This is a genomic window from Bdellovibrio sp. HCB2-146 (assembly GCF_047345725.1).
In the GTDB taxonomy this organism is placed as follows: domain Bacteria; phylum Bdellovibrionota; class Bdellovibrionia; order Bdellovibrionales; family Bdellovibrionaceae; genus Bdellovibrio.
The window spans coordinates 875,183-897,462 of record NZ_JBLEQP010000001.1; the positions used below are offsets into that span (position 1 = coordinate 875,183).

General features: G+C 45.5%; 19 protein-coding genes. 6 read left to right on the forward strand and 13 right to left on the reverse strand.

The genetic code is table 11. The annotated features are described in order from the left end of the window. Window positions 1-32: 32 nt before the first annotated feature. Complete coding sequence (locus ACLWOR_RS04305; protein ID WP_413939439.1) at window positions 33-452, forward strand: hypothetical protein; 420 nt, start codon at window positions 33-35, stop codon at window positions 450-452. On the opposite strand, the gene ACLWOR_RS04310 is transcribed toward ACLWOR_RS04305, so the two are convergent. Next, on the reverse strand, window positions 430-3,366 hold the full coding sequence (locus tag ACLWOR_RS04310) for a hypothetical protein (protein WP_413939440.1): 2,937 nt from the start codon (window positions 3,364-3,366) through the stop codon (window positions 430-432). The genes ACLWOR_RS04305 and ACLWOR_RS04310 overlap by 23 nt on opposite strands. A gap of 130 nt (window positions 3,367-3,496) precedes the next feature. Here ACLWOR_RS04310 and ACLWOR_RS04315 point away from each other — a divergent pair, with 130 nt between their 5' ends. The 4 genes from ACLWOR_RS04315 to ACLWOR_RS04330 all read left to right on the forward strand — a co-directional run bounded on the left by ACLWOR_RS04315 (window position 3,497) and on the right by ACLWOR_RS04330 (window position 9,183). Then, window positions 3,497-5,947 carry a hypothetical protein gene (locus ACLWOR_RS04315; protein ID WP_413939441.1) on the forward strand — a complete coding sequence of 817 codons (2,451 nt, stop codon included), beginning with the start codon at window positions 3,497-3,499 and terminating at the stop codon, window positions 5,945-5,947. Continuing rightward, window positions 5,935-7,101, forward strand: a complete 1,167-nt coding sequence (locus ACLWOR_RS04320) for a hypothetical protein (RefSeq protein WP_413939442.1) — start codon at window positions 5,935-5,937, stop codon at window positions 7,099-7,101. The genes ACLWOR_RS04315 and ACLWOR_RS04320 overlap by 13 nt, the downstream gene beginning before the upstream one ends. Window positions 7,102-7,412: 311 nt before the next feature. Beyond that, window positions 7,413-8,270: a hypothetical protein gene (locus ACLWOR_RS04325; protein WP_413939443.1), complete on the forward strand. Its 858-nt coding sequence runs from the start codon at window positions 7,413-7,415 to the stop codon at window positions 8,268-8,270. Between the two features lie 22 nt (window positions 8,271-8,292). Next, window positions 8,293-9,183 carry a hypothetical protein gene (locus tag ACLWOR_RS04330; RefSeq protein WP_413939444.1) on the forward strand — a complete coding sequence of 297 codons (891 nt, stop codon included), beginning with the start codon at window positions 8,293-8,295 and terminating at the stop codon, window positions 9,181-9,183. Between the two features lie 127 nt (window positions 9,184-9,310). On the opposite strand, the gene ACLWOR_RS04335 is transcribed toward ACLWOR_RS04330, so the two are convergent. Beyond that, a complete protein-coding gene (locus ACLWOR_RS04335) occupies window positions 9,311-10,162 on the reverse strand; it encodes a DUF2802 domain-containing protein (protein WP_413939445.1) in 852 nt (283 codons plus the stop codon). A 160-nt stretch (window positions 10,163-10,322) separates the two neighbouring features. Between ACLWOR_RS04335 and ACLWOR_RS04340 the strand changes: the two genes are divergently transcribed. Then, a complete protein-coding gene (locus ACLWOR_RS04340; RefSeq protein WP_413939446.1) occupies window positions 10,323-11,627 on the forward strand; it encodes a hypothetical protein in 1,305 nt (434 codons plus the stop codon). A 66-nt stretch (window positions 11,628-11,693) separates the two neighbouring features. Here ACLWOR_RS04340 and ACLWOR_RS04345 read toward each other — a convergent pair whose 3' ends face one another. From ACLWOR_RS04345 to ACLWOR_RS04395, 11 genes are all read right to left on the reverse strand, one after another. After that, the gene (locus ACLWOR_RS04345) at window positions 11,694-12,896 is read right to left on the reverse strand and encodes a pyridoxal phosphate-dependent aminotransferase (RefSeq protein ID WP_413939447.1); all 1,203 of its coding nucleotides are present in this window, start codon (window positions 12,894-12,896) and stop codon (window positions 11,694-11,696) included. A 9-nt stretch (window positions 12,897-12,905) separates the two neighbouring features. Next, the gene (gene coaD / locus ACLWOR_RS04350) at window positions 12,906-13,388 is read right to left on the reverse strand and encodes a pantetheine-phosphate adenylyltransferase (RefSeq protein ID WP_413939448.1); all 483 of its coding nucleotides are present in this window, start codon (window positions 13,386-13,388) and stop codon (window positions 12,906-12,908) included. Then, window positions 13,381-13,962 carry a 16S rRNA (guanine(966)-N(2))-methyltransferase RsmD gene (gene rsmD, locus ACLWOR_RS04355; protein WP_413939449.1) on the reverse strand — a complete coding sequence of 194 codons (582 nt, stop codon included), beginning with the start codon at window positions 13,960-13,962 and terminating at the stop codon, window positions 13,381-13,383. Before rsmD ends, coaD begins: the two co-directional genes overlap by 8 nt. Further along, the gene (locus ACLWOR_RS04360) at window positions 13,959-14,312 is read right to left on the reverse strand and encodes a response regulator (protein ID WP_413939450.1); all 354 of its coding nucleotides are present in this window, start codon (window positions 14,310-14,312) and stop codon (window positions 13,959-13,961) included. The genes rsmD and ACLWOR_RS04360 overlap by 4 nt, the downstream gene beginning before the upstream one ends. Next, window positions 14,309-16,099 (reverse strand): ATP-binding protein, encoded by a 1,791-nt coding sequence (locus tag ACLWOR_RS04365; RefSeq protein WP_413939451.1) that lies wholly within the window; start codon window positions 16,097-16,099, stop codon window positions 14,309-14,311. The genes ACLWOR_RS04360 and ACLWOR_RS04365 overlap by 4 nt, the downstream gene beginning before the upstream one ends. Window positions 16,100-16,271: 172 nt before the next feature. Next, on the reverse strand, window positions 16,272-16,955 hold the full coding sequence (locus tag ACLWOR_RS04370; RefSeq protein WP_413939452.1) for a hypothetical protein: 684 nt from the start codon (window positions 16,953-16,955) through the stop codon (window positions 16,272-16,274). Continuing rightward, window positions 16,942-18,363, reverse strand: coding sequence for a glycosyltransferase family 9 protein (locus tag ACLWOR_RS04375; protein WP_413939453.1), 1,422 nt, complete (start codon window positions 18,361-18,363; stop codon window positions 16,942-16,944). Before ACLWOR_RS04375 ends, ACLWOR_RS04370 begins: the two co-directional genes overlap by 14 nt. Before the next feature lie 101 nt (window positions 18,364-18,464). Further along, on the reverse strand, window positions 18,465-20,006 hold the full coding sequence (locus tag ACLWOR_RS04380; RefSeq protein WP_413939454.1) for a glycosyltransferase family 9 protein: 1,542 nt from the start codon (window positions 20,004-20,006) through the stop codon (window positions 18,465-18,467). After that, window positions 20,006-20,617: a hypothetical protein gene (locus ACLWOR_RS04385; RefSeq protein ID WP_413939455.1), complete on the reverse strand. Its 612-nt coding sequence runs from the start codon at window positions 20,615-20,617 to the stop codon at window positions 20,006-20,008. The genes ACLWOR_RS04380 and ACLWOR_RS04385 overlap by 1 nt, the downstream gene beginning before the upstream one ends. An 8-nt stretch (window positions 20,618-20,625) precedes the next feature. Beyond that, window positions 20,626-21,672, reverse strand: a complete 1,047-nt coding sequence (locus ACLWOR_RS04390) for a tetratricopeptide repeat protein (protein WP_413939456.1) — start codon at window positions 21,670-21,672, stop codon at window positions 20,626-20,628. Between the two features lie 163 nt (window positions 21,673-21,835). Beyond that, the gene (locus ACLWOR_RS04395) at window positions 21,836-22,261 is read right to left on the reverse strand and encodes a hypothetical protein (protein ID WP_413939457.1); all 426 of its coding nucleotides are present in this window, start codon (window positions 22,259-22,261) and stop codon (window positions 21,836-21,838) included. Window positions 22,262-22,280 lie beyond the last annotated feature (19 nt).

Below are 22,280 nucleotides of genomic sequence, written 5' to 3' on the forward strand. Positions count from 1 at the left end.
AAATATTGATAAATCCGATTACGGAGGAATTTATGAAATCAACAATTTTGACTTTGATCGCTGTCCTGATGACTCTTCCTGCAATGGCGCAAACTGTGTCTTTCACAGGTGGAAAATTGGTCAAAGAAAAAGTGTCTGACTCCCAAATCAATTATCAACTGAAGTTGAAATCTGGTTTGAACTTAAAGCTGACTGATAGCAAAGCGAAGATTAAAGTGGATAGCGCTCAAACACTAAAAAGTGCCTCTGAAGGTGGATGGCAACCTGAGAAAAATGATTTATCAGGCGAAACTTCCATCGTTCTTGAAGCGATCCGCTTGTTGGCTTCTGAGAGCTGCTCCGCTGCTCACATCAGCCAGGGTATGGCAGAAATTCTCCCGCAAGAACTTGCAGGAGCAACTGTTGATATCTCGGGCCTTGAAGATACTGTTAAGTCTTGCCTTTCGCAATAGAGTAAACGACTGAAGGACCTTTGCCTGTTCTCTCGATCAGGCCTTCCTTCAGAAGATCTGCCAGGACTCGTTTGACGGTGGCGTCACTTGAGTCCGCGGCTTCCACAAGTTCTCCTCTGGACATCCAAGCATTTTCCCCTCGACCCTGTTTTCGTTTTTTCAAACTTTCAAGGATCAAAGTTTTCACGCGGTGACTGCCGAGTTGTGGCTGCGCATGGAGTTTATAGTAGTAAAACGCCACGCTTGGATTCCAGCGATAACCGCCGTCCCAATTTTCTATCGATTTTTCCCCCAGGAGTGCACGCAAGCGCTGAATGTTTGTATAGATACGCGCATCGTGCACTTGGGGTTCGTAGGATTCTCCCCACAAGCCTTGGGCGAGATTCGTTTTGCTGAGCTTATCTGGATACGATTCAAAAAGAAGTGCCAGGAGCTGTCGAAGGACGGACTTTCGATTGAAGTCTTCGACTTGCTCTTGATTCACGAATACGCGGCCAAGATCTTCTAGCAGTGTCACAGAGTGGGGATGGCCTTTTGCCGGGGCGTCAGCGCCACTCATCGTTGCCGCTTCCGTTTTGATTCTATAGCGTTCACTTTCGACTTGTTTTTTAGGACGCCACAATCCCCATCTCGGATGATTTGGAACTTTGGATTTGTGATCACCTTGGATTTCTTGCAACCACGCGTGGAAGAAATCGTGATCTGATTTTGGAAGGCGCAACTGACTGAATTCGAGGCGGGCTTTTTCAAGCCAGCGCGACGAATCCTGCGACGCTCTTAAACAGAGAAGTGCAAGTCGGACGCGGAAGGCTTGGGAAACTCCTGATAAGTGTGATTCGAGTTCGTTGAGTGGTGCACCAAGAGCTTCCAAATTATTTTCCTGCACTTGGGTAAGAATTTGCGACTCTAAAACTGCCATCCGACCACGACGAGTTTTAAGAAGTTCCGAGGTCTCAATATTTTTTGAAGAGCCTCTTTCAAGAAGCCAAATTGTATAAGCGTCTTCAGTTGCCGCACGCCCCAACTGCACCCAAAGTTCTTGAAACTCTTCTGTGTCGACAGAGTTAATTCCAAGTTCAATTTCTAAGGCTTTTCTTCGGTCACTCGCGTCTTTTAAATTTACTTGGCTTAATTGATCAAGCGTCGCTTGTGTTTCCGACTCAAGTCCCAGATCGTAAAGAATGCGAGCTTTTGCTGTTAGAATATCCATACGCGCTTGTTGCGGCGTAGATGCCGTCATTCTTGTTGAAGCTTCTGTGATGGAGTTCAACGCTTTTCCTAATTGTAGGTTCCAGAATTCCATTTGCGCTTGAATCCAGAAAACTCCGGCCTGCAAATAACTAAAGCCATGCAGTTGTACGGCTTTTTGCAAGCGGTCCATCATGGTTTCAAGTTCAGCAAAATCTTTGAGTTGGAATAGCAACCAGGCGACATTGAATAAGCTGAATAAAGCAAAGTAGCTGCGTTTACCTTGAAGATATTGCTGATAGGCCTGATAGAAATGTGTTTTGGCCTTCGCCCAATCTTTTTTCTGAACAAAAAGTACGCCCAGCTGATAGTGAGCTTGAGCCGTCGCGATATTGCTTTCACCCCTTTGTTCATCAAGTGCGCGTTTTAAAATTTCCTCCGCACGGGCGAGATCCGTTCGCATGTAAGGCATCGCTTGCTCAACCCGCAGAAGACTTTTCTGCGCGCCTTGGGCATAGTTGATAAGCTTTGCGGTTTCAGCTTCCGTTGCTTGGAATTTTTCTGCGCGATTTAACCAGTGGAGCGCCTCATAGCGCAGTTGAATTTCTGACTCTGAAGGACGTCCTTCTGGTAGCGGGTGCATGAGGATGTCTTGTGCTTCCTGAAGAGCTTCGGGACGTCGGTTTTGCAGAATCAAACTGTGGAGCTTGAGTCTTCTCAAAGGACTTGTCACAACAGGTGTTGCCGCTGTTAAAGCAGGTTCGATCGCTTCACATAGCGGCGTTAAGTTGTTGCTGTTAATTCCTTCAAGCTCTGCGAGGTCGATAGATTCTGTCGAAATCGCACTGAAGTTCTCTGCTAAAAGATTGAGGTAGAGACCTTCTAATTTTGCTATCTTCGTGTCTTGGCTTAAAAGTGTGAGGGCCATTTGGGCACGGTCTTTTAACCCCTCGCCTTTCATTTGCTCCAGCAGAAGATCTCTGAGGCCCGAGCTCATTTCGTACCGGTCACGATGTTTTTCGATCAGAAGCTGTTTTTGTAAGCTTGCCAGTATTGAGTCATCCATTTTTTGCGCGGCCGTGAGTGAAAGTCCTGTCGGCATCAACGCAAAAACTTCGAGGACTTCTTTTTCGTTACCTTTTAGTTCGGAGAACACGCGGCTGAGATCGGCGACTTCACCTTTGGACTGCAACCAGAGTTGCATCAAGAGCGGAATACCGCCGGTTTTACTGATGTAGTTCTCTTGCTCTTTTTTTGAAAGCTCCATTCCCATATTGTGAAGGAGTTCCAAGCTCTGTTCTTTGGAGAGCGGCTTCAAAAGATGCTGAGGAATTCCCGCGGGCGCAGAGATCCCGTGATCACTTAATAAGATATGCGACTGATCGCCGAAAAAATTTTGCAAACTGTGAAGAAGTATATTTTTACTGGTGTCGTCGGCATTGTGAACATCATCCCAAACAACAACTTGGCCCGCAGGCAGCTCATGCAAAAATGTTTCTAAAACATTTTCAAGTGGCGTCGTTGCACTTGCTCCCAGTGCTTCTTGCAGTGTTGAGAATCTCGACAGTGTTATCCATTTTGAGCTTTTTTTATTTTCTGACGCCCACATGCGGATGAGGGTTGATTTGCCGATTCCTTTTAAACCTTGAACCAGCACGACTTGGCTCAATTTGAGACATCTATTCAGCCAATCGAGGTCTTCAGACCGTCTTAGAAAGCGTGACATATTCCCCTTCTTTGGCACACAAATCGCACCCTTAGGACTTGAGCCATTATATTAGCTCAATATTGTTAGGTAAATTTGGATACGGGGTTTGCCCGTTTTTAGTACCTTCGTCGAGTACTAAGGAGGATCCATGAACCAGCTTTTTAAAAACTTATCACTGTTTGTTATAACAGCGCTGATTTGCGGGTCTGCTTTTGCGGCTCCCAAAGACCTTTCAAATATTCTTCCGGTAAAGATGGTTCAACAATTGATGGCTGGCGGCCTCTGGGCTGAATCTTTTGAAGACTCAGATAGCGCTGAAGGGCGTGAGATTCTGCAGTATTGGCAATCACTGCAATCACAAAAATCTGCGGGTGATATTAGTACAATGATTTTTGCGGGAAGTGATCGCGACGTGAGCTTTCACCGTCTTCCGAAATTATATCCTGTTAAAATTGCGATGCTTCGTTGGGTGAAAGACAATTCCGGTTCTTCGTATGTTACTCAAGTTGAAGCTCGCGTGATTAAAACTTACGTGGAAATGGTTCTGACGTTGATCAAACTTGCAAACGTTTCGGAAATGAATCCGATTCTCGAGAACCTTCGTGGCATTTTGTCTCGCGGAAGCGTGCAATTGGTGGATTTGTCTCCGGGCCAACGAAGCCGCCTGGCACGTTTGGTTGCCAATAGCGCTCACCAAAACCACACTTGGATTGAAAAACAAGAACAAGGTAAATACCTGGTGAATGGCCTTTACATTCCAAGCCAAAATATTTTGGCGGCGGATATGTTGCGGTCTCCTGCAGAAACTGTCGTGACATTAGCACATGAGTTTGTACACTTGGCGGATCCAACATTGGCGCAAGCACAGGCGCAAGTTGAAAGCTTGTTTCCACAAGTGCAGGCCCGCTTGCGCGAGGTCCTGGGACCTCGTGATGGCTTAGACGAATTGGCACGTGCTTTAGCGCTTGATGTGTTTAATGAAATGGGCCGTAAGGATGCTTCTTCTGCGATTGCAAAAATTCGCGATATGCGAGCTTCTCAATTGCAAAAACAACTGGATCGTGGCGAATACCGTGAATTAGGAAATGACCCGGTCATTCGTTCTTGGACTCAAGCTCTTTTGAAAGTCACTTTGGAAAATGAAGTGCGCGCTTATTTATTTTCGATTGCGGTTTACGCTCGTTTGCAATCTCAATTAAATGTTTTGCCTCCGTCACAAGAGCGCCGTGGTTTCCTTGAGCAAATGACTCAAGGTTCATTTGAATTTGCTCAGTCTTTAAGTTCTTCTATGAATCCTTTCAACAAGTCTTCCCAAGCTTGGTCGAAAATTCCACGTGGGATGACGCCAGCTCAGCAACAAGATTTGGAAATGAAAGCGAACTATGTGAAGAGTGTTTTGGAATTGCACTACTTAACAGAAACGAAGGCTTTGCTTTCTTCTTTGTCGACGAAGTACGCCTCTATAGTTCAGAGCTTGCGCCAGATTCCGGCAGGCAAGGCACCTTCTGTGAGTTTGCCCGAGTGGACTCAACCTGGAAAATTTGAATCTCCGACGAACCCTTATGTGATTTTGACGGCGAAACTTTCAACAGCTTGGGTTCTTCGTTTTAGAAACTCCGTTCGCGGTGTCATTGAAGATTTGAAAGATATTAATTCTTCATTGATTGTTTTGAAGGCTGGTGTTTTAGATCTTCATAACTTGAGCTTTGGCGAGTTGAAACTTTTGGGCTTACACGCTGCCGCTGCTGATCCAAGTGTTTTGCCTGACGAGTTGAGTTCGGAGTTTAAGAAAGATCTAACGGATCTTCCTTTGACATTCCAATCTTACTTGCAAAAAACGAATTGGAGTCCGGTGGCTTCTTCGGGAGCTGTGATCGAACAGCGTTCATTGACTCAGTCTTTGATTCGTCTTCGCCTGTTGAAAGCACTTTATTGGTTGGATCAATCCTTCCCGATCGCGAAGGAAAACATGACGTCGACAAAAGTTTTGATGACAAAACTTCATGAGGGTTTCTATGACCAAGAAGATATTTCTCCAGAGCGCGCTCGCCAATTGGAGAACGAACTAGTCGAGGCCTTGAAATTCGCTTCATCTGCTGGCACCAACATGCGTGAGATGGATTACCTGTTGGGTGAGCTTTCGATCATTTACCAAGTCGCTCAGTCTGAACAATGGACGGCTGTATCGACGGAAGTAAATCAAAAGATGCGTAATGCACATATCCTTTTGACGAACCTGGGCTTTGAATCTCCGTTCTCTGCTGCGAAGTTTGGGAAACAGTTGGATGAGCAAATTAATCAGTTCAAAGATCAATTAGCGACGGCATACAAGAGCTGTGCGAAGATCGATGCTATGCAATTCTTCCCCGGTGGTCCGCGCTTTAATATTGGCGACGTGAACTTCCCGCTGACGGCTATTTGCTATCAGAAAAAACTTTACGGTTTCCGTCAGCCAGGCGACTACACTCGTGCGGCAACGACCATGGTTAAAAATGGTGTTCCTGAGTCGAGAATCTTTATTGGTGCAAAACCAATGCGCTTGACTCCGATTATTGAGATTACGGGTGGTATGTTCGGAGGCTCAGGATGGAAAAAATAATTTCGTTACTTCTTTCTTTCATTCTGGTTTCTCAGCCGGCTTTGGCAATGAAGTGTGACTTTTGGGGCGAGCAAGCTCGTCTTGGTTTGGCGCCTCCGTCTCTTTTCAGTGTCGAAGATATGGCTCTGATTGAAAATCTGCAGTTGAAAAATTCTTCGCTGGGAAAAATCATTAAGACAGTACCGAAAAGTCTTGAAGACATCTATTTCGGGGAACAAGATTTTCCTTTAAGTCTAATTGAACAACAGGCAGAACAAAGTGTACGCTACTGGAAAGAACAGGCCAGTGGTGACGCAGCTTACTTCAAATCATATAATTTGGATTGGCAGGTTTTCCGCGAGTTGAATCTTCGAGCAGCCGATGTTTGGAATGCAATGAAGGATTGCAACAGAGGTGACCTATCAAAGTTGCGCGGAAACTACTTCCGTGGTGCTCCTTGCCCAACAGCCGCTGCAAGCCGTCTGGTGTATGCAAAAATCAACGAACTCACAGCTAACTTTTTTCAATATCTAGATACAATGCCTTTGATTCACAATGGACCGGGTCTTGTTGGTTCGACTCCGATGGAGATTCGCTATCAACATCCACTTTTGTACCAAGTTGTTTTGCAAACGTGGGCAACGGTTCTGAATTACTTCACCGAGAAAAAACGCGAAGACGCGATTTTTCTCAATCTTGCAATTTGGGAACGCAGAGACGCTGAAACTCGCAACGAGTATATGGAAGAATTCCTTCGCGACAATCCTCAGTACAATGTTTCTCGTTATTCAGATCAATATCAAAACTGGGTGAAAATTAATTTGAATCTTTCTTCATTCGTTTCTGGGCAAAACGCAAATTGCGCCGCCCTGGGGCTGTGGCCAGCACTGAATCGCGCATTGATTTTCGGCGGTGACTATAATCACAATCAACAAGCTTCCCATATGATGGAGTCTGGCAAGTACGGCGCTGAAAAATTTAAAAAAGCTTGCGGCATGCCTTTGCAAATCTCAAGAGCTTACCCAAAAACATACAGCGGTTTCGGCCTAGCCCACATCTCAGAAACCCGCCGCCTCTTCCAAGTCTATTTCCAAGCAAATAAAGACACCGACAAATACCTAGCCAACGCCATGAAAGCCACAAAAGCCACCTTCAACAACCTAGTCTGCAAATAAAAAAAGGTGCCCGGTGACTTTTTTCCCAAAAGTCACCTGTCTCCCCCCTACTTCACCTTTCTTTAGAGTCTCGTCGCCCAAAAACGAACGTCCATGTATCCCAAAACCTTCCTCTAAGCCCCTCAAAAGCGGCTATATGTCCATACCCTTCCGAACCCCGTCGGACCAACGCAGTCCACAACCAAAAAGTCACCAGGCACCTTTTTGACCTTTTTGCTGGCTCAATCTTGTTAGGATTTGTTCGAGGTGGGGTGGGTGCGGGGGTTGTAGATTGGGGTTGTTCTGATGACTTAACTTTTAGGAGGTTTTCCTTGAAAACACTATTTTCGACATTACTAGCGGCATCTTTGTTGGCTGCCCCGATGGCTCAAGCGGGTCGTTGTGAACAAAACCCTCGTCCGCTTCCGGTTCCGGCTGTGGCGATTTATCCAAGCAAAGTTTCTTACCGCGATATCTTGAATCGTTGTACAAATTTGGTTTCCGAACTTCGCAGTGCTCAACGCCAAGCTGGCTTGATGGCTCGCGCGGGTTCACTTAGTAAAGCAGCAGCTCACATGCTCGCAGCTTTGAACCAGAAGAACCGTGAAGTTCGTCCTTGGCAGGAATCACAAAATCCTCACACTGTTGAAGCAATCCGCGCTGCCAACGAAGTTGCGATGACAGCTTTCGAAGCCGCGGATCAAAGCCAACGCAAACTCGGTTCAAAACTTGTTGGTCAAGTGAAGTACATGACTCTCTCTGAGCTTTACCAAATTATTTTTGAAGCGTACGAATATCTGGATGTTCACTACTACGGCAGCATCTACGAAAACTGCGGTGGTTACCGTTGTGATTCCGGCGCCTATGATTATCTTCCATACGACTACTACGAGCGCATCTCCGACCTTGCGGGTCGTATCTTGAACTTGCAAGTGAAATTGGGTCCTGCTCAAGCTGACGATGCCGTTGAACTTAAAATTTCTCAAGCCGTAGCTCGCGCAGCAAAATTCATTTTGTTGCAATCGGTTTACCGCCGCGACTTTGCATGCGTGATCACAGATCTTCACAATCTTGACAGAGAAATCGGCCAAGAGATGTGCCACTCAACGATCCCAAGCGATTGGTATGTTGATCAAGTACGCTCGCAAATCCGCTCTGCCGCAAACTCTATTCACCGTTGTGGTTACTAATTCAGGAAAAGGAATAACGACTATGAAAAATCTAATCTTAACTTTGATCGTCGCTTTGACTGGAACAGTTGTTCACGCAACAGGCTCACTTCCTGAAACAGACTTGGGCAAAGTCTACGGCACAGGCGTTAACAACAACCCAACGGCAAAAGGTTACGGCATCAGCTTAAACGCAGGTGTCTACGTAATTGGGAGCGAAAAATCAAAAGTTCATGGCACTCACTATCTTGTGATTGATAAATACGTAAACGACAGTTCCCGCTTCTTTGCTTTGATGGTCAGTCAAAACGGCGATCGTGCTTCTGTAGGTCAATTCTACATGGGTAAGAAAATCAAAAATGGCGCAGCCGTGATGTTGTCTCCGGTTTTTATCGATAATAACGGAAACCTGGCGATTGAATCTGAACTCAGTCAACGGGCTGCTATTATCGAGATTTCTCTTCGCGCGGATGCTGGTAAGGTTCGTTATCCTTATCTTTTGCAAGGTCACAACGGAGCTTTGAACGGTCAATTGATGGGAATGCGTGCATCTTCAAAAGAACCGATTCGCCTCGCAACCGGGCCTAGCCAAACAATCTTCAGAGGTTCAAACTCTGACGACAACTTAGTTGTTTCTGGTAGCTCAGTGACCCTTCACGGTGAAAGCTCTATGCAACAGACATTTGAACTTGTCGGCGTTAACGGCGACGGCGGAAAAATCGCAGCGATGCTTTCTGGTGAGTTCGATACAATGGGTGAGTACATGACATCTGACTCTGCAATTAGCAAAGTGGCATTCTTCATGAGAACTTCTTCTAACAAAGAACTTTTTGTGATCGCTTCTCCAAGTTACCGCGTCGGTCAATATTCATTGAAATTCTACTCACCGCAATCTCGCAGCCTTGTGGATTTCTTTTTCCCGGGTCTTGAGTAGTACCGGTGAGAGTTTCTCAAAAAGAAAAGCCTCCTGCTCAATGCACGGAGGCTTTTTTTATGTCCAAATTGTTCCGGTGTTCGGCCGGACTGTTGCGGTGAGACACCGAAAAGTCACCGGGCACCTTTTATTCGTTGAGGTCGAGGCGGCGGAATTCTACGGGGCGGATTCCTAGGGTTTTTTCGCTGAGGAAGTTTTGTGCGACTCCTTGAGTGACGCTGTTAAAGAGGGCTGCTACGTTTTGTGGTTTTTGTGCGGCTTCTTCTTCTTGGTCTTTGACTTCTTTGCAGGCTTGCTTGAAAGCGTCGCCCAGTTTTTTCAGAGCGTCTTGATCTGCTTTTGGAACTTCGAACACAGAACTAAGATCAGAAACGTTACTTCCCGATTCTTTCTGCAACGGTTGTTGCATGAAGCTGATATTGTCAACATCGCTCAAGTCATGACTCTTGTCGATTTGTGCTTCCTCACCAACCCACTCAGGCAAGCTGTCTTCACAGAACATCAATTGATCACGATTTACCTTCGCGATAAATTCAATTTCACCGCGAGACAAATCAACTTGTCCTGCGATTTCATCCACACTCATTCCCTGATGGGCCAAGCGTGCGGCTTTCACGTACTTAATTGTATTCTGGCGCTCAAGAATTTCCGTGTGAGGAATACGGTCTTGGAAGATCTTTGCGACTTCCAAGCTCTTTTGCATGCTTTGATCGATTTTCGTGATTTGTTTTTCTGAAGCCTGAATCTTTGTTTGAATGTCTTTAACTTTCGATTCCAACAACGCCGTTAGCTGATTCACCTGAGTTTCCGTGCGATCCGATAGATCTTCTAAAACCGCGATCTTGCTTTGCAATAGTTGAAGACCCTTGCTTAAACGCGGATCATCTTTAGGGGGGCGATTGAGGCGAACCCACAATCCCACAACGGCTGCAACCAGAACGAGATTAATTAGAATCTGTAGTAAAAACCAAAAGCTCACCAGGCCTCCTTGAAGGCGTTATGACTTTCAGTTTAAACCTCCGAAGGTCGGTCTCACAATGAGACCTAGGTCGTGAATGTGAAAACCCAGACCTAGACTGAGCTGCGCTTGGGGTAAACACGATGATTATGTTATTCTGCACCAAAGGGGATAAGACAGTATGTACATTCGATCAGACAAATGGGCGGCAAGAATCGCCGTGGGGATGTTTGCACTTTTAACAGTTGCTTCCTGTATGCCTGTTCAATTCAGCTCGGAATCAAACGATCCAAGCGTGACACCAGAAGGACCTGTTGATCCAACGCCAAGTCCGTCTCCATCACCGTCTCCATCTCCAAGTCCGTCTCCTTCACCTTCACCGTCTCCATCACCAAGCCCGTCGCCGTCTCCAAGTCCATCGCCATCAGCGACGCCAACACGTGATGTGGTTTACACAAATACGGTTGAACCGAAGTCACAAAAGGTCGATATCGTACTCGTTGTCGATGACTCCAACTCCATGCTTCCAGATAACCAAAAGCTAGCAGCTCGCTTGTCAGGTTTTGTGACCCTTTTACAAAACTCCAGCATCGACTGGCAAATGTGTGCAACTGTCACTCGTGCCCTTCCGATCACGACGACAACTTCGGCATGGGGTGCTTCAATCTACTGGCAAAGTAGCTCCACTCCAAGCTCAGCAATGGGCATTATCCTGAAAAAAGGAACTCCAAATCTTTCTGCAGTTTTCCAACACACAATTAACTATATTAATGCGGGTTGGAAAAACTCTGATGATGAGCGTGCGATCAAAGCCGCTTACAATCACGTTTACAACGGTGACTACCACTATTCTGGCGTTTCAGGTTGTTATCGTCCAGACGCTGCAATTGCTTATATCATTATTTCAGATGAAGACGAACGCAGTATCGGTGGCGACGCTTCTCAACAAGTTTACTCAGGCGAACTAAAGCCTCTTGAAAGCGAAGACCAACCTTCAGTATTCGTGAACTACGTGAAGTCAACGTTCGGTGCTAACCAACGCTTCACGGTGAATTCAATCATCGTGAAACCAGGCGATACAGCTTGTAAAGCGGCTCAAGACGCCGGTACAGCGAAATCTCACTATGGCTTCCGTTACGCTGAACTTTCAAATATGACGGGCGGCGGAATCGGATCCATCTGTGATGCTGACTACTCTGCCAATGTGAAATTGTTCTTTGATAAGATCACAAACTCTCTAGGATCTGTTCCGCTTGAGTGTACTCCGGTAGGCGCTGTCACTGTGACTTACTCTCCGACACTCACGGGTACTTCACACTCTGTTAGTGGTATGAACCTCGTGTTCAACCCAGCAGTTCCGGAAGGTTACACGATCAAGGCGCAATACAAATGCCCTGCTGATTCACGTACCCCAAGCTCGATCACAAAAGCAGAACCGATGAGCTTCTGGATGAAGATCGTGACATTCTTTAAGAATCTATTCTAGAAATTTTAAATATTAAAAATTAAGAACCGACGCGCAGAACACGCGTCGGTTTTTTTATGTCTCAAATTATTTTAGAGCGGCTACTAATTCCTTCATTCGCTCCGTTGCACGAATAAAGGTTTCATCTGAAACAGCGAAACTTAAACGCATAAAACCTTCTGTTCCGCATTCAATACCAGGCACCGTCGCCACATAGAACTTATCCAACAAAATGTCGCAGAAGTCTTTGGAGGTGCGGATCACTTTGCCATCAAATGACTTCCCAAAGTGTGCATGAATATCAACCCAGAAATAGAATGCACCGTCTGGAGGAGCTGTTTTAAATCCAGGAATAGATTGCAATGCTTTTAGACCAGATTCACGACGACCCGTTAGGATCTTTGTCACTTGCGCAATATCTGGCTCACAATTTTGAATCGCCGCCAAAGCCGCGTGTTGAGAAATACTCGAAGGTGACCCTGTTGCTTGGCTTTGATAATCACCCATCGCCGTGATGAGCTTCTCCGGACCAGCGGCCCAACCAATACGCCATCCCGTCATTGAATAGGCTTTGGAACCACCATTCACTGCTACCGTACGGTCGCGCAAATCAGGAGCCACTTGCAAGATGTGCGGAGCCACTCGACTGCCATCAAAAACAAGACGGTTGTACATATCATCCGAAATAATCACGATCTGTGGATGCTTACGTAAAACTGCGGCAAGTGCTTTTAACTCTTCAGCGGAATACTGCAAACCCGTTGGATTACTTGGCGAGCAGAAAAGAAAACCGCGAGTTTTCGCAGTGATCGCTGCCTCAAGTTTAGCAGGAGTAATTTTGAAATGATCTTGTTCATTGCACTCAATCACGCGAGGTACGCCATCAGCAAGTTCGACCATTGTCGGATAACTCACCCAATACGGAGCGCCTAAGATCACTTCGTCACCAGGAGAACAAATCATTTGCAAGGCTGTGAACACAATGAACTTCGCTCCCGAAGCCACCGTGATTTCTTTAGCCGAATAATCAATTCCCAGTTCAGATTTGATTTTACCTGCGATAGCTTTACGCAATTCGATTGTACCGTTTGCAGCTGTGTATTTTGTGATTCCTTTTTGAATCGCTTCAATACCTGCTTCTGATGGGATTTTAAATGTCGGCCAATCCGGCTCTCCCACCGTCAGAGAAATCACATCGTGTCCCTGAGCTGCCAATTCTTTTGCTTTCGCAACCAAGAATAGTGTCGGAGAAGTTTTCAAATTTTGGGCGCGTTTAGAAAGTTGTAACACTTTCCCTCCCTACTTTTTAAGTTTCTTTGCCATAGCCTCGATCACCACATCAGGAACAAGGTCTTTCAAAGATCCGCCGTTAATCGCAAGCTCCTTCACGCCACGTGAAGAGATGTAGTAATACTCAGGACTTGCGAAAACCAACATTGTTTCAATGTTTGGTGCGAGTTTTTTATTGATGTTCGCCATCGTCATTTCGTATTCGAAATCGACAACAGCGCGCAACCCACGAACGATCACTCGCGCGTTTGCTTTCTTCATGTACTCAACTGTTAGGCCGTCAAAGATATCCACGCGAACATTGTTCAAATGTCCCATGGTTTTCAAAATGAGTTCTTTTCGTTCTTCAGCTGTGAATAAAGAATTTTTCTGTGAAGACTGAGCCACCAGAACAATCACTTCGTCGTACAAACGAGCCATGCGATTGATTAAATCCACATGTCCCATTGTGATAGGATCGAAACTGCCCGGATAAACTGCGATATTAGCCATTGTCTTCCTCAGATGCTGCAACAGAACTTTTGTGACGGAACATACTCAAATACTTATCACCAAATTCCTTGGTCTTATATCTAAAAAGATCACCATACTCATCATCCAGGCGCTCTTTTTGCTCAGATTCAATAGCCATGAGCGTATTGGGTCCGAAGGCCTCACTTTGGCTTGCCGCTTCCACGACAGAGTGAGCCATTTTTTGTGTAAATGGAGGGTCCGCTAAAATAATATCAAAGGGTTCCCCTTTATACGATTTCAGAAATGCGATCACATCCATGTTGATGATTTTATACTCACTGGCAGGAACTTTAAGTTTTTCAATATTCTGACGAGTGATAGTCAAAGATTTGGGATTTTTTTCGACGAAAGTGCAAAACACAGCATCGCGCGAAAGAGCTTCGAGTCCCAAATTTCCTGTTCCGCAAAAAAGATCCAAAACACGCGCACCGGCGATATCGAATTGAATTTGATTGAAGAGAGTTTCCTTAACGCGATCCGTGGTTGGACGAATATGATCCGCCTTAAATGCCACAAGCTGATGACCGCGATATTTGCCGGCAATAATTCTCATGCTAAAAGTTCCTCAGCCATTTTTAAAACATCGAAAATATCATCAAATGGCTTTGGAATAAAGAGATCCGCCCCGATTTGCTGTGCCGTCTCGATATTATGTTCCCCGGCAAATGCCGACATCAGTATCACTTTTCCGACCCGATCAGAGCCCATTTCACGAATGACTTCTGGCCCGGAGAGTCCCGGCATTAAAACATCCAAAAACACCAAATCAGGCGCCAAGCTGCGCCACATTTCAAGTCCCTTGGTTCCATCAGCTGCTTCCGCAACTTCATAACCTTGCGATAAAAAGGCACGACTCAATGAGCGCCGAACCAGGGCCTCATCGTCTACGATCAAAACTTTCACACTGAACCTCGTTTTTGCGGCAAAAGAATTCGGAAACAAGTTCCATGAGGTTGCACATCGTGGAACTCGATTTTACCTCCGAATTTTTCAATCACCGACAGCGACATGCTTAATCCTAAGCCTGTGCCATGTCCTTCTTTTTTTGTGGTAAAGAAAGGTTTAAAAATATGCTGTTTAATTTCGTCTGGAATTCCCGGTCCCGTGTCCTCGATCTCTAAAATGACTTGTTTGTTTTCACAGCGACTGCGCACAGAAAGGCGACCAGCGTCTTTCATTGCTTGGCAGGCGTTGTTCACAAGGTTGAAAACCACTTGTTGCAACAAATGAGGCTCGACGAACACTTCAACACCAAGAGTTTGCAAATCAACTTCCAAGCGGTGCATGCGCATCGCTGATTTTAACATCGGCAATGTTTTTTCCACCACTTCATCCATCGAAACATACTCCGATGGTTGGTCTTCACCTTTGGAGAAATCTAAAAGATTTTTGATAATTTTTTGCGAGCGGGTCGCCGCTTTTTCGATTTCTTGGAGATCAGAATGCAAAGTGGATCCACCCGGCACCTCTCGTAGCAAAACCTGCGTGAGCGATTTAAGTCCCGTCAATGGATTATTCAATTCATGGGCGATATTGCCAGCAAGCATGCCGATTGCGCCCATTTTTTCATTCTGAAGCATGCGCAGGTAAAGCTCGCGCGATTGGGTGATGTCGACGTATTGATTGACCACATTGGTTACGCGACTTCCTTCTTGGTCCATGATCACCGGATAGCTGTGGACCTGGAACACGCGTCCGTCCACATGAATTTGACCCGATTGCGGCTTCCCTTCCTGAAGAACTTTTGCAACAGGACAGCCTTCGCAAATAGCATCACGATTGGCAAAACTTTGATAACACTTGTGATGAACGAATTTATCACTGAATTTCCTATTGGCACGAACAACTTGATAATCAATATCGACGATCGCAATAGGATCGCGCATTCCATCGAAAGTTTTTTCCCAGCGATAAGAATATGACGACAGCTGACTTTCCAATAAAACACGATCTAAAACCATGCTGAGCGGTCGCATGCGATCTTGCATGAACTCAACAAAAGATCCCATCTCTTTGTCCGTCAAAGAGTTTTCAATACAAAGAATGGCTTCGCCAGTGGACTCCAAAAGATGTCCAGTCAGGCGCAACTCAAGGGGAACAACATACGCTTTGATAAAGGGTCTTCCAAAGTGATTGGCAAAATCGCGAATCAACTGCGCGCTAGGAACTTGGGGAGTTTTTGGAAACTCAAAAGCGTGATTGGATTCAGTTTGTGTCAACGTTCCGGATTGGAAGCTCCAGAAAAAAGTCCGACCGCCTTCAAGACGAAATGCTAAAATCGGATCTCCGATTTTATGAAACTTGCGCAGTTCTTTTCGCAACATCACCAGGATGTCCTCAAAAGAAGTCTGCGTTGCCAAATCCTTGATCAAACGAATGAGTTGTCTCTCACGATTCAGCTTTTCTGCCTCTTCGTGATGCGAAAGTTCAATGTACTGGGTTCTTTCATCAACCATGCCCTCAAGGGAGTGAGTCAAGGCTTCCAGTTGTTTATTTTGATGAGATGATTCTTTTAAAAGTAATGACCGAGATAGCAGCATGGAGTGGCGCTGCAACGCCATTTCCAGGTTCGACCAAATTTCACGCTCGCCGATATTGCCTCGAAGGAAACGAAAAACCTGGGCGCGGTTAATGCCCTCACGAACTTCGCCTTCAGTAAGATCTTCAGCCATAAAAAAACGTGGAGCCATAGGTTGTAAGTGACGAGCTTCGACCAGAAACTCTAAGCCTTCACCGTCGCCACCGTCCTGGACTAAGATCGTGGAAAATTTCTGCTGAGTTAAAAGAGTTCGAGCCTCAGCGAATGAGGCCCGAAATAAAATCTCGACTTCTTGTTTTTGAAACGGAAAAAAATGGGGCAGCCTAATTGGCAATACGTTTCCGACCCACAGAATCGGATCGATTTTGTTCGGTATGGATAGTAGGTCCTGCGGGTTCCCCATTAAGCGATCTCTCCAAAGCTACTAAATGTTGCATCCACATCTGCAGCACATTGGCTAAATCATACTCGAGAACATCCGCCAATAGAACAAAATCCTTGTTTTCAAGAGCATGCAACGCCTCCAAAACGGTCTTCTTGCTGGCTGCTTCGGTCTGCGACCAATCTCCCGGAGTTCCGCTCAAGAATTGATCACCCATCATGGCCTTCAAAGTGACCACACTGTCGATCAAAAATTCGCAGTTTTGAACCAAATCATGGATCGGCTTCAAAAGACCGCTTAAGCCAAAGGTCCGCATTCTCTTGGAAAGGTTTTCGGTTTTTTGAATAAGCTCCGGCAGAGCCTCGATCCAGCCACGTAAAACAATACCCGTCAAATCACGGCTATTTTCAGTGAGGTACTCCAAAGTTTCGACTTGGTCGAGCGTCACTTCGGAAAATCTAGCTTCATCCTGCTCCTGAATTTCCAGACCGTTGATGATATAACGACACACCACTTGGTTGGTCGCTGCTAAATCAACTTCGATATCCATGAACACTTGTTCAAGAGCCGTACCTGCATTGTAAAAACCACGGAGTTCTTCTCCAGACACTTTAAAGCGTTCCATCGCCAACCTCTTCTTCAATTGTTTCTTCTTGAGGAATATAGACTCTTAGATGCTGAGCAAAACGCTCATGGACTTGCAAAGTTGCGGCTAAAACATCCTCGGATGATCCTGGCCCGATACGGACTTTTTCCGCATGGTACCAATTAACTAATGGACACAACTCGGGAACAAACCGGCTAATACTTTGAATCACTTCTTCGGCTCTATTTAAAAACGGAGCTACTCTCTCAATTCCTTTTTCGGGAATCATGAGGAGTTGCTCCTGCGCGAAGTTATTGATTTCCTGAAGCTTCATAGCTCCTTGCAAGGTTTCCATACGTTCTGCCATCGGATAAGATTCGCCCATGTAAATGGCCTGAATCAGATCCCATTGGAAACGATCCGCTGCCGTTTCTTTACGCTGATAGCTTGTGACCCCTGGGGCACGTGTTATCAATTCAGAGGGAACTTGCCCCGCCATCAATTGTGAAAGAATTTCGCCCAAACGATCTGCTGCAATTTGATCGATGCGATTCACACGATAAACGAACGCTAAACTTGCTTTCGGGCCCGTCTCCCAAAAATTCACATCACCTACGCTGACATTCAAGGTGGGTGTATCTGTCAGAGATGCCATATGCAAAGGACCGCTGTCGCATCCAACAAATAAATCCGTCGCATTCATGATCGTAAAGATGTCACGCAAAGACGTCTTACCAACAAGATTGCGAACCTGCGTGATCGGAAGTTGTGAGCAGATTTCTTCAGCGATCGAAGATTCATTTGCAGAGCCGATGAGCACAAAATGAGTTTGCGGATTCTTTTTCGAATAATATTTCAGAGCGCGCGCCCACGTGCTCGCTGGCAATGCTTTTTTCGCATCACTTGCTCCCACATGAACAGCGATGAAAGACTCTGGCAAATGCAACTCGTTGTCAGACGCCTCTGTATAAACCGGCCCTCGCCAGTCGGACTCAGCGTACTGCACATCGACCATTGCCGCAAAAAGATCCGTCACATGAACACGGTTGGCTTTATCAAGACCCACTTGTGCATAGAAATAGTGACTGAGATCATCGCCAGCAGAGAATGTTCCATCGACAAAACGAGTGTAACCCGTGGTGCGCGTCTGCGCCTCCGCGATAGCGTGAGTGAGATGACTTGAAAACGGTGAGAAAGAAAAATTGATCACCCAATCAAAATTTTCACTTCGCAATGCTTGAACAAACTCGCCCATGCGAGTTGATGCCGCAACTACGTCAGCCTCTTCTTGAATTAGGGGTTCCAACACATGCTGTGAAGGCAAAGACCATTGACGATCCACAGCCTCCAGACCCTCTAACGCCGCCTCAAAACGAGGTCGCGTGAGAATATGAATTTCAGCTTGTGGATACTGACGACGAAGCCCGCGTAACACGGGCCAAGTCATATAAATATCTCCCAGCCTAGCGAGCTGGAGAACGAGAATTTTCATTTTGAACCTGCTCTTTCACGAGTTCTGTTAGAAGCTGAATGTTTTGAGCTTCTTCGCTATACGTCTGCGTCTTGATAATCTCGTTGTAGGCTTGCTCTAGCCTCTTCAAAGCCACTGATAGGTAATTGTCCAATTCCTTTTGCATAGTAATCCCCTTCCTTGGAGACAGGCGCGATAAGATCGTTTACAAAACGCTCGCGCAATTGCAGCAACTCTCGCACTTCTTCAAGAGCTTGACTAACACGGTTATAGACTTGAATAGGCAAACTGTATTTTTGCGTTAAAGACTCCACATAGGCTTGGAAGTATCCCGCTTTGTCTTTACCTGAACGCAAAATGTCTTGCGCACAAAGAATAAGCTCGGAAACTTCCAACGATGAAATCTGCTTCTGCTTTTCAAAGTTCTCTTTTTTAGGCAATGCTTTTTCGATTCTACGAAGCATTCCGCGCAAGTCTTGATTGATCGCTTGCTGAGCTTGCAAAGTTTCAGCTGCTGGCTGCAACTGGATCAAATCATTTTGCAAATGCTTATCGAGGTAAGCTTGCCATACTGAACGATCGAGTTCTCTTTCAAAATTAACGTCGCGGATTGTCTCCCCGCTTAAGAGTCTCCACACAGCGGCAAACACCTGGTCGATATCGATGGCTTCGGCACAACGATGAGAGTTCTGAGTGCACGCCTGTGAATGAACACACGGTGCACACGGAATTTTTGCAGTAAGAACCTCGGCACTCTCAACAAACGCGCCTGTTTTTGCCGGATCACTTCCACCCAAACTGATTTCCACTATCGGAACGCCTTGCTGAGCGGCCAAGTGCTTAATACTTGTATCGCCCGTGACTAAGAGGTCAGCTCCTTGCAAAATCGTTTTTACTTCTGAAAGATCGCAGATCAAAACATCTTTTTCATCAAATACTGACAGAAGCTTTTCTCGTTCGAAGCTTGCCCCCAAGATTTGCACTCGGTAATCAACGAGGCTCATCTCTATTGTTTGCTTCAGAGCTTTGAAGTTTTGCAGACCCCAGTTCTTCTTTTCATCGCTGGTTAAGCACTGAAACAGAATGCGTTTTGATTTTTTGCCTTGTTCACGCTGCGGCTCTCTGGCAACCGGAATGCGAAATGCGTGACCCAAAAGCTCCGCATAATGAAAAAGAGAGATATTGCGCCCAGAAAAACGATCATTGAAATATTTAAGCCACGGATCTTCAAGCCCGCGGAAGCGTCCTTCACTTTGATAAAGACCTTGTTTGTTTTCAGCTTTAATCGCGCCAACAAGATAAGCACTCAAGCGCGTGTGCGTGAAATTATAAACTTGATCATACCGAGAATCCGACAGCTTTCCGATAAGGCCTTCGAGCTGAGTGTATGACCACATAAAATTGTACGATGCTTCGCCAAGACCTTTTTGCAAAGCCTCACGATCAAAATAAATAAATTCGTGAACCAAATCTTTGAGAAGCTCTTCGGCCTGAGAAAACTGACGGTTCAACAAAAGATCTATTTGAGCTTCGGGAAATTGCTGACGCAATCCCCGCAACACCGGCACTTGTTGAATGATATCACCCAGACGTAAAAGCGAAACGATGAGGATTTTCATTATTTAACTAGCTCTCCTAAAGCGCGAAAAATCTGCTTCTTAGATTCATCAACTTGCGAAGCTTCAACGATTGGCAAAACGTCTGTCATTGAATGCAAAACGCGAGGATCCAAATAGAGGGCTTTCATGTTGATGCCAATTTCCGCCAAATGATAGCGAACCGATTCAACCGAACGACCTGTTAAATGAGCAAAAAATTCTGTGAATAGAGTTTCTTGTCCGCCCCAGCACTCTCGGAATGAAACAACATAGGAGCGGTTTTTTAATACATCTTCAAATGCGTCTGTCTGTTGCAACTCTTGAGCACTTTGCGCAACAACAATGTCAACGCGGTCTGCAACGTCTGCGAATTGTGATCTAAAAACTTGAATCAACGATTCACGTGATTCAATCACCGTGATGCGAACTTCTGGATCGATATCAGCCATTGCCGCCACATGAAAACCAGAACCCAAACCCACTACGACGATGTGCTTGCTTGGCAATACTCCAAGAGAGTACACCCAGCGCAAAGCTTGAGCTTGAGGATCTTGCAAAGAAGCCAAAGCTTGGCCTGCTTCAAAAGCGATAAGATTTGATTCGTGGTTTTCAGAAAAAGTAATCATGTTCATGGGTTGTCCTACATATGAGTGGAAGAAAGTTTTTTCTTAAGATTGCGAACGTCAGCATTGTCAGGGTTCCATAAAAGAACTCGTTCCATCTCTAACAGTGCGTTGTCGATTTGGCTGGCCATGCAGTAGAGATTGATCAAAACCAACGAGATTTCTTCGTCTTGTTCAACTTCGGCCAGATAAGCTTGGATGCTGTCGATCGCGCGTTGCAAACGTCCATCACGAACGGCCCAATTTGCCGCCAAATGAATCGCCGTTCTGTTTTTAGGATTGATGTCCAAAGCACTTTCAAGATTCGCCCAAGCCAATTCACCATCACCGAAGTGATTGTGAACCATCGCCAGGCCGACCCATGCTTTGTCATTATTTGAATTGATCTCAACGGCTTTACGGAAGCAGTACAATGATTTATCAAAATCATTTCTCTGCACTTCGAGTGTGCCAAAGTTCACCAGTAATACGTCGGATTGAGAATTTACAGTGTAAGCTTTGTTGTAGTATTCCTCAGCGGCATCAAAGTCGCCTTGTTTAACAAAGATATTGCCCATGTTCTTATAAGTTTCGAAAAGCAATTCATCTTCTTCGGAAAGAACGGACAAAGCTTCGTAATATTTATCGAGAGCTTCTTGATCTTGGCCTGTTTTGTAGAGCGATGTCGCATATCCGTAAAGACTTTGAAAACCATAGTCATACGTCGCGAGAGCCTTACGAACAATGAGAGATTCAGAATCGCGACCGACGCGCTCAAGACACTCTGCCAACATCTTGAGTGTAGTTGGATTTTTCGAATCACTATTTGAAGCTGTACGTAAGAGATTAAGAGCCAAGTTGTAGTCATGATGCTTCATCAAGACACGAGCGTTCGCAAGGAATGAAGCCACTTTTGGGCTGACACCTTTTTGCTTCTTTACAACTTGTTGAGTATCGGCTTCGAAATCTCGGATGGCTTCCTGCGCATCAAGATAGATTTTTCCTGCTGTGTCGGTTGTTACCTCCGACTCAAAACTAGGACCGAGATTTTCACTGGACTTTTGAACGATCTGATTTTCCAACATGGGCTTCGTCTCCTCCGTTGTTTTGATAAAGCAACAGAGGTGCCAAGCTCGAATTTTTATTTAATTGGATTTGAGCTGGTTTCAGCCAGCTCTTTGGCTCAACAAACCCACAGGCCTGTCAGCATTTTGTCGGGAAAATTTTTCCTGGACGGGAGGAATTCGCCTAGACTTCTTCATCCAAACGTTGATTGAAGGTCTTTGTTTTATAACCGCCGATTGCTTTGCGGCTTTTACGAAGATCTTGCAACTCACGAATGATGGAGTTCTTTGCCATTTCAATACATGCCAAAACTTGGATATCTTGTTCGATAATTTTAGCAACGTACTGATCTTTGATTGCCAAAGCTTCTCTTACTTGATTGCGTTCGACATCCGTGATCGCAGTCAAAGCTTGCGTATCGTCATTAATTCTTTCAATTTGGGCGTCGACGTATTTAATGACGTCCAAAATTCTTTCGCGTGTTTGATAAAATGAATCCAAATTATCAAATTGCGCCTGAGCGAAATTTGCCAATTCCGTTTCATTTAAAGAGTAGAACTTTTCAAGGTAGTGATTCTTTTCGTTGAGCAAAGCGATAATTCTTGTCATGGTTTCCCCTCCGATGATG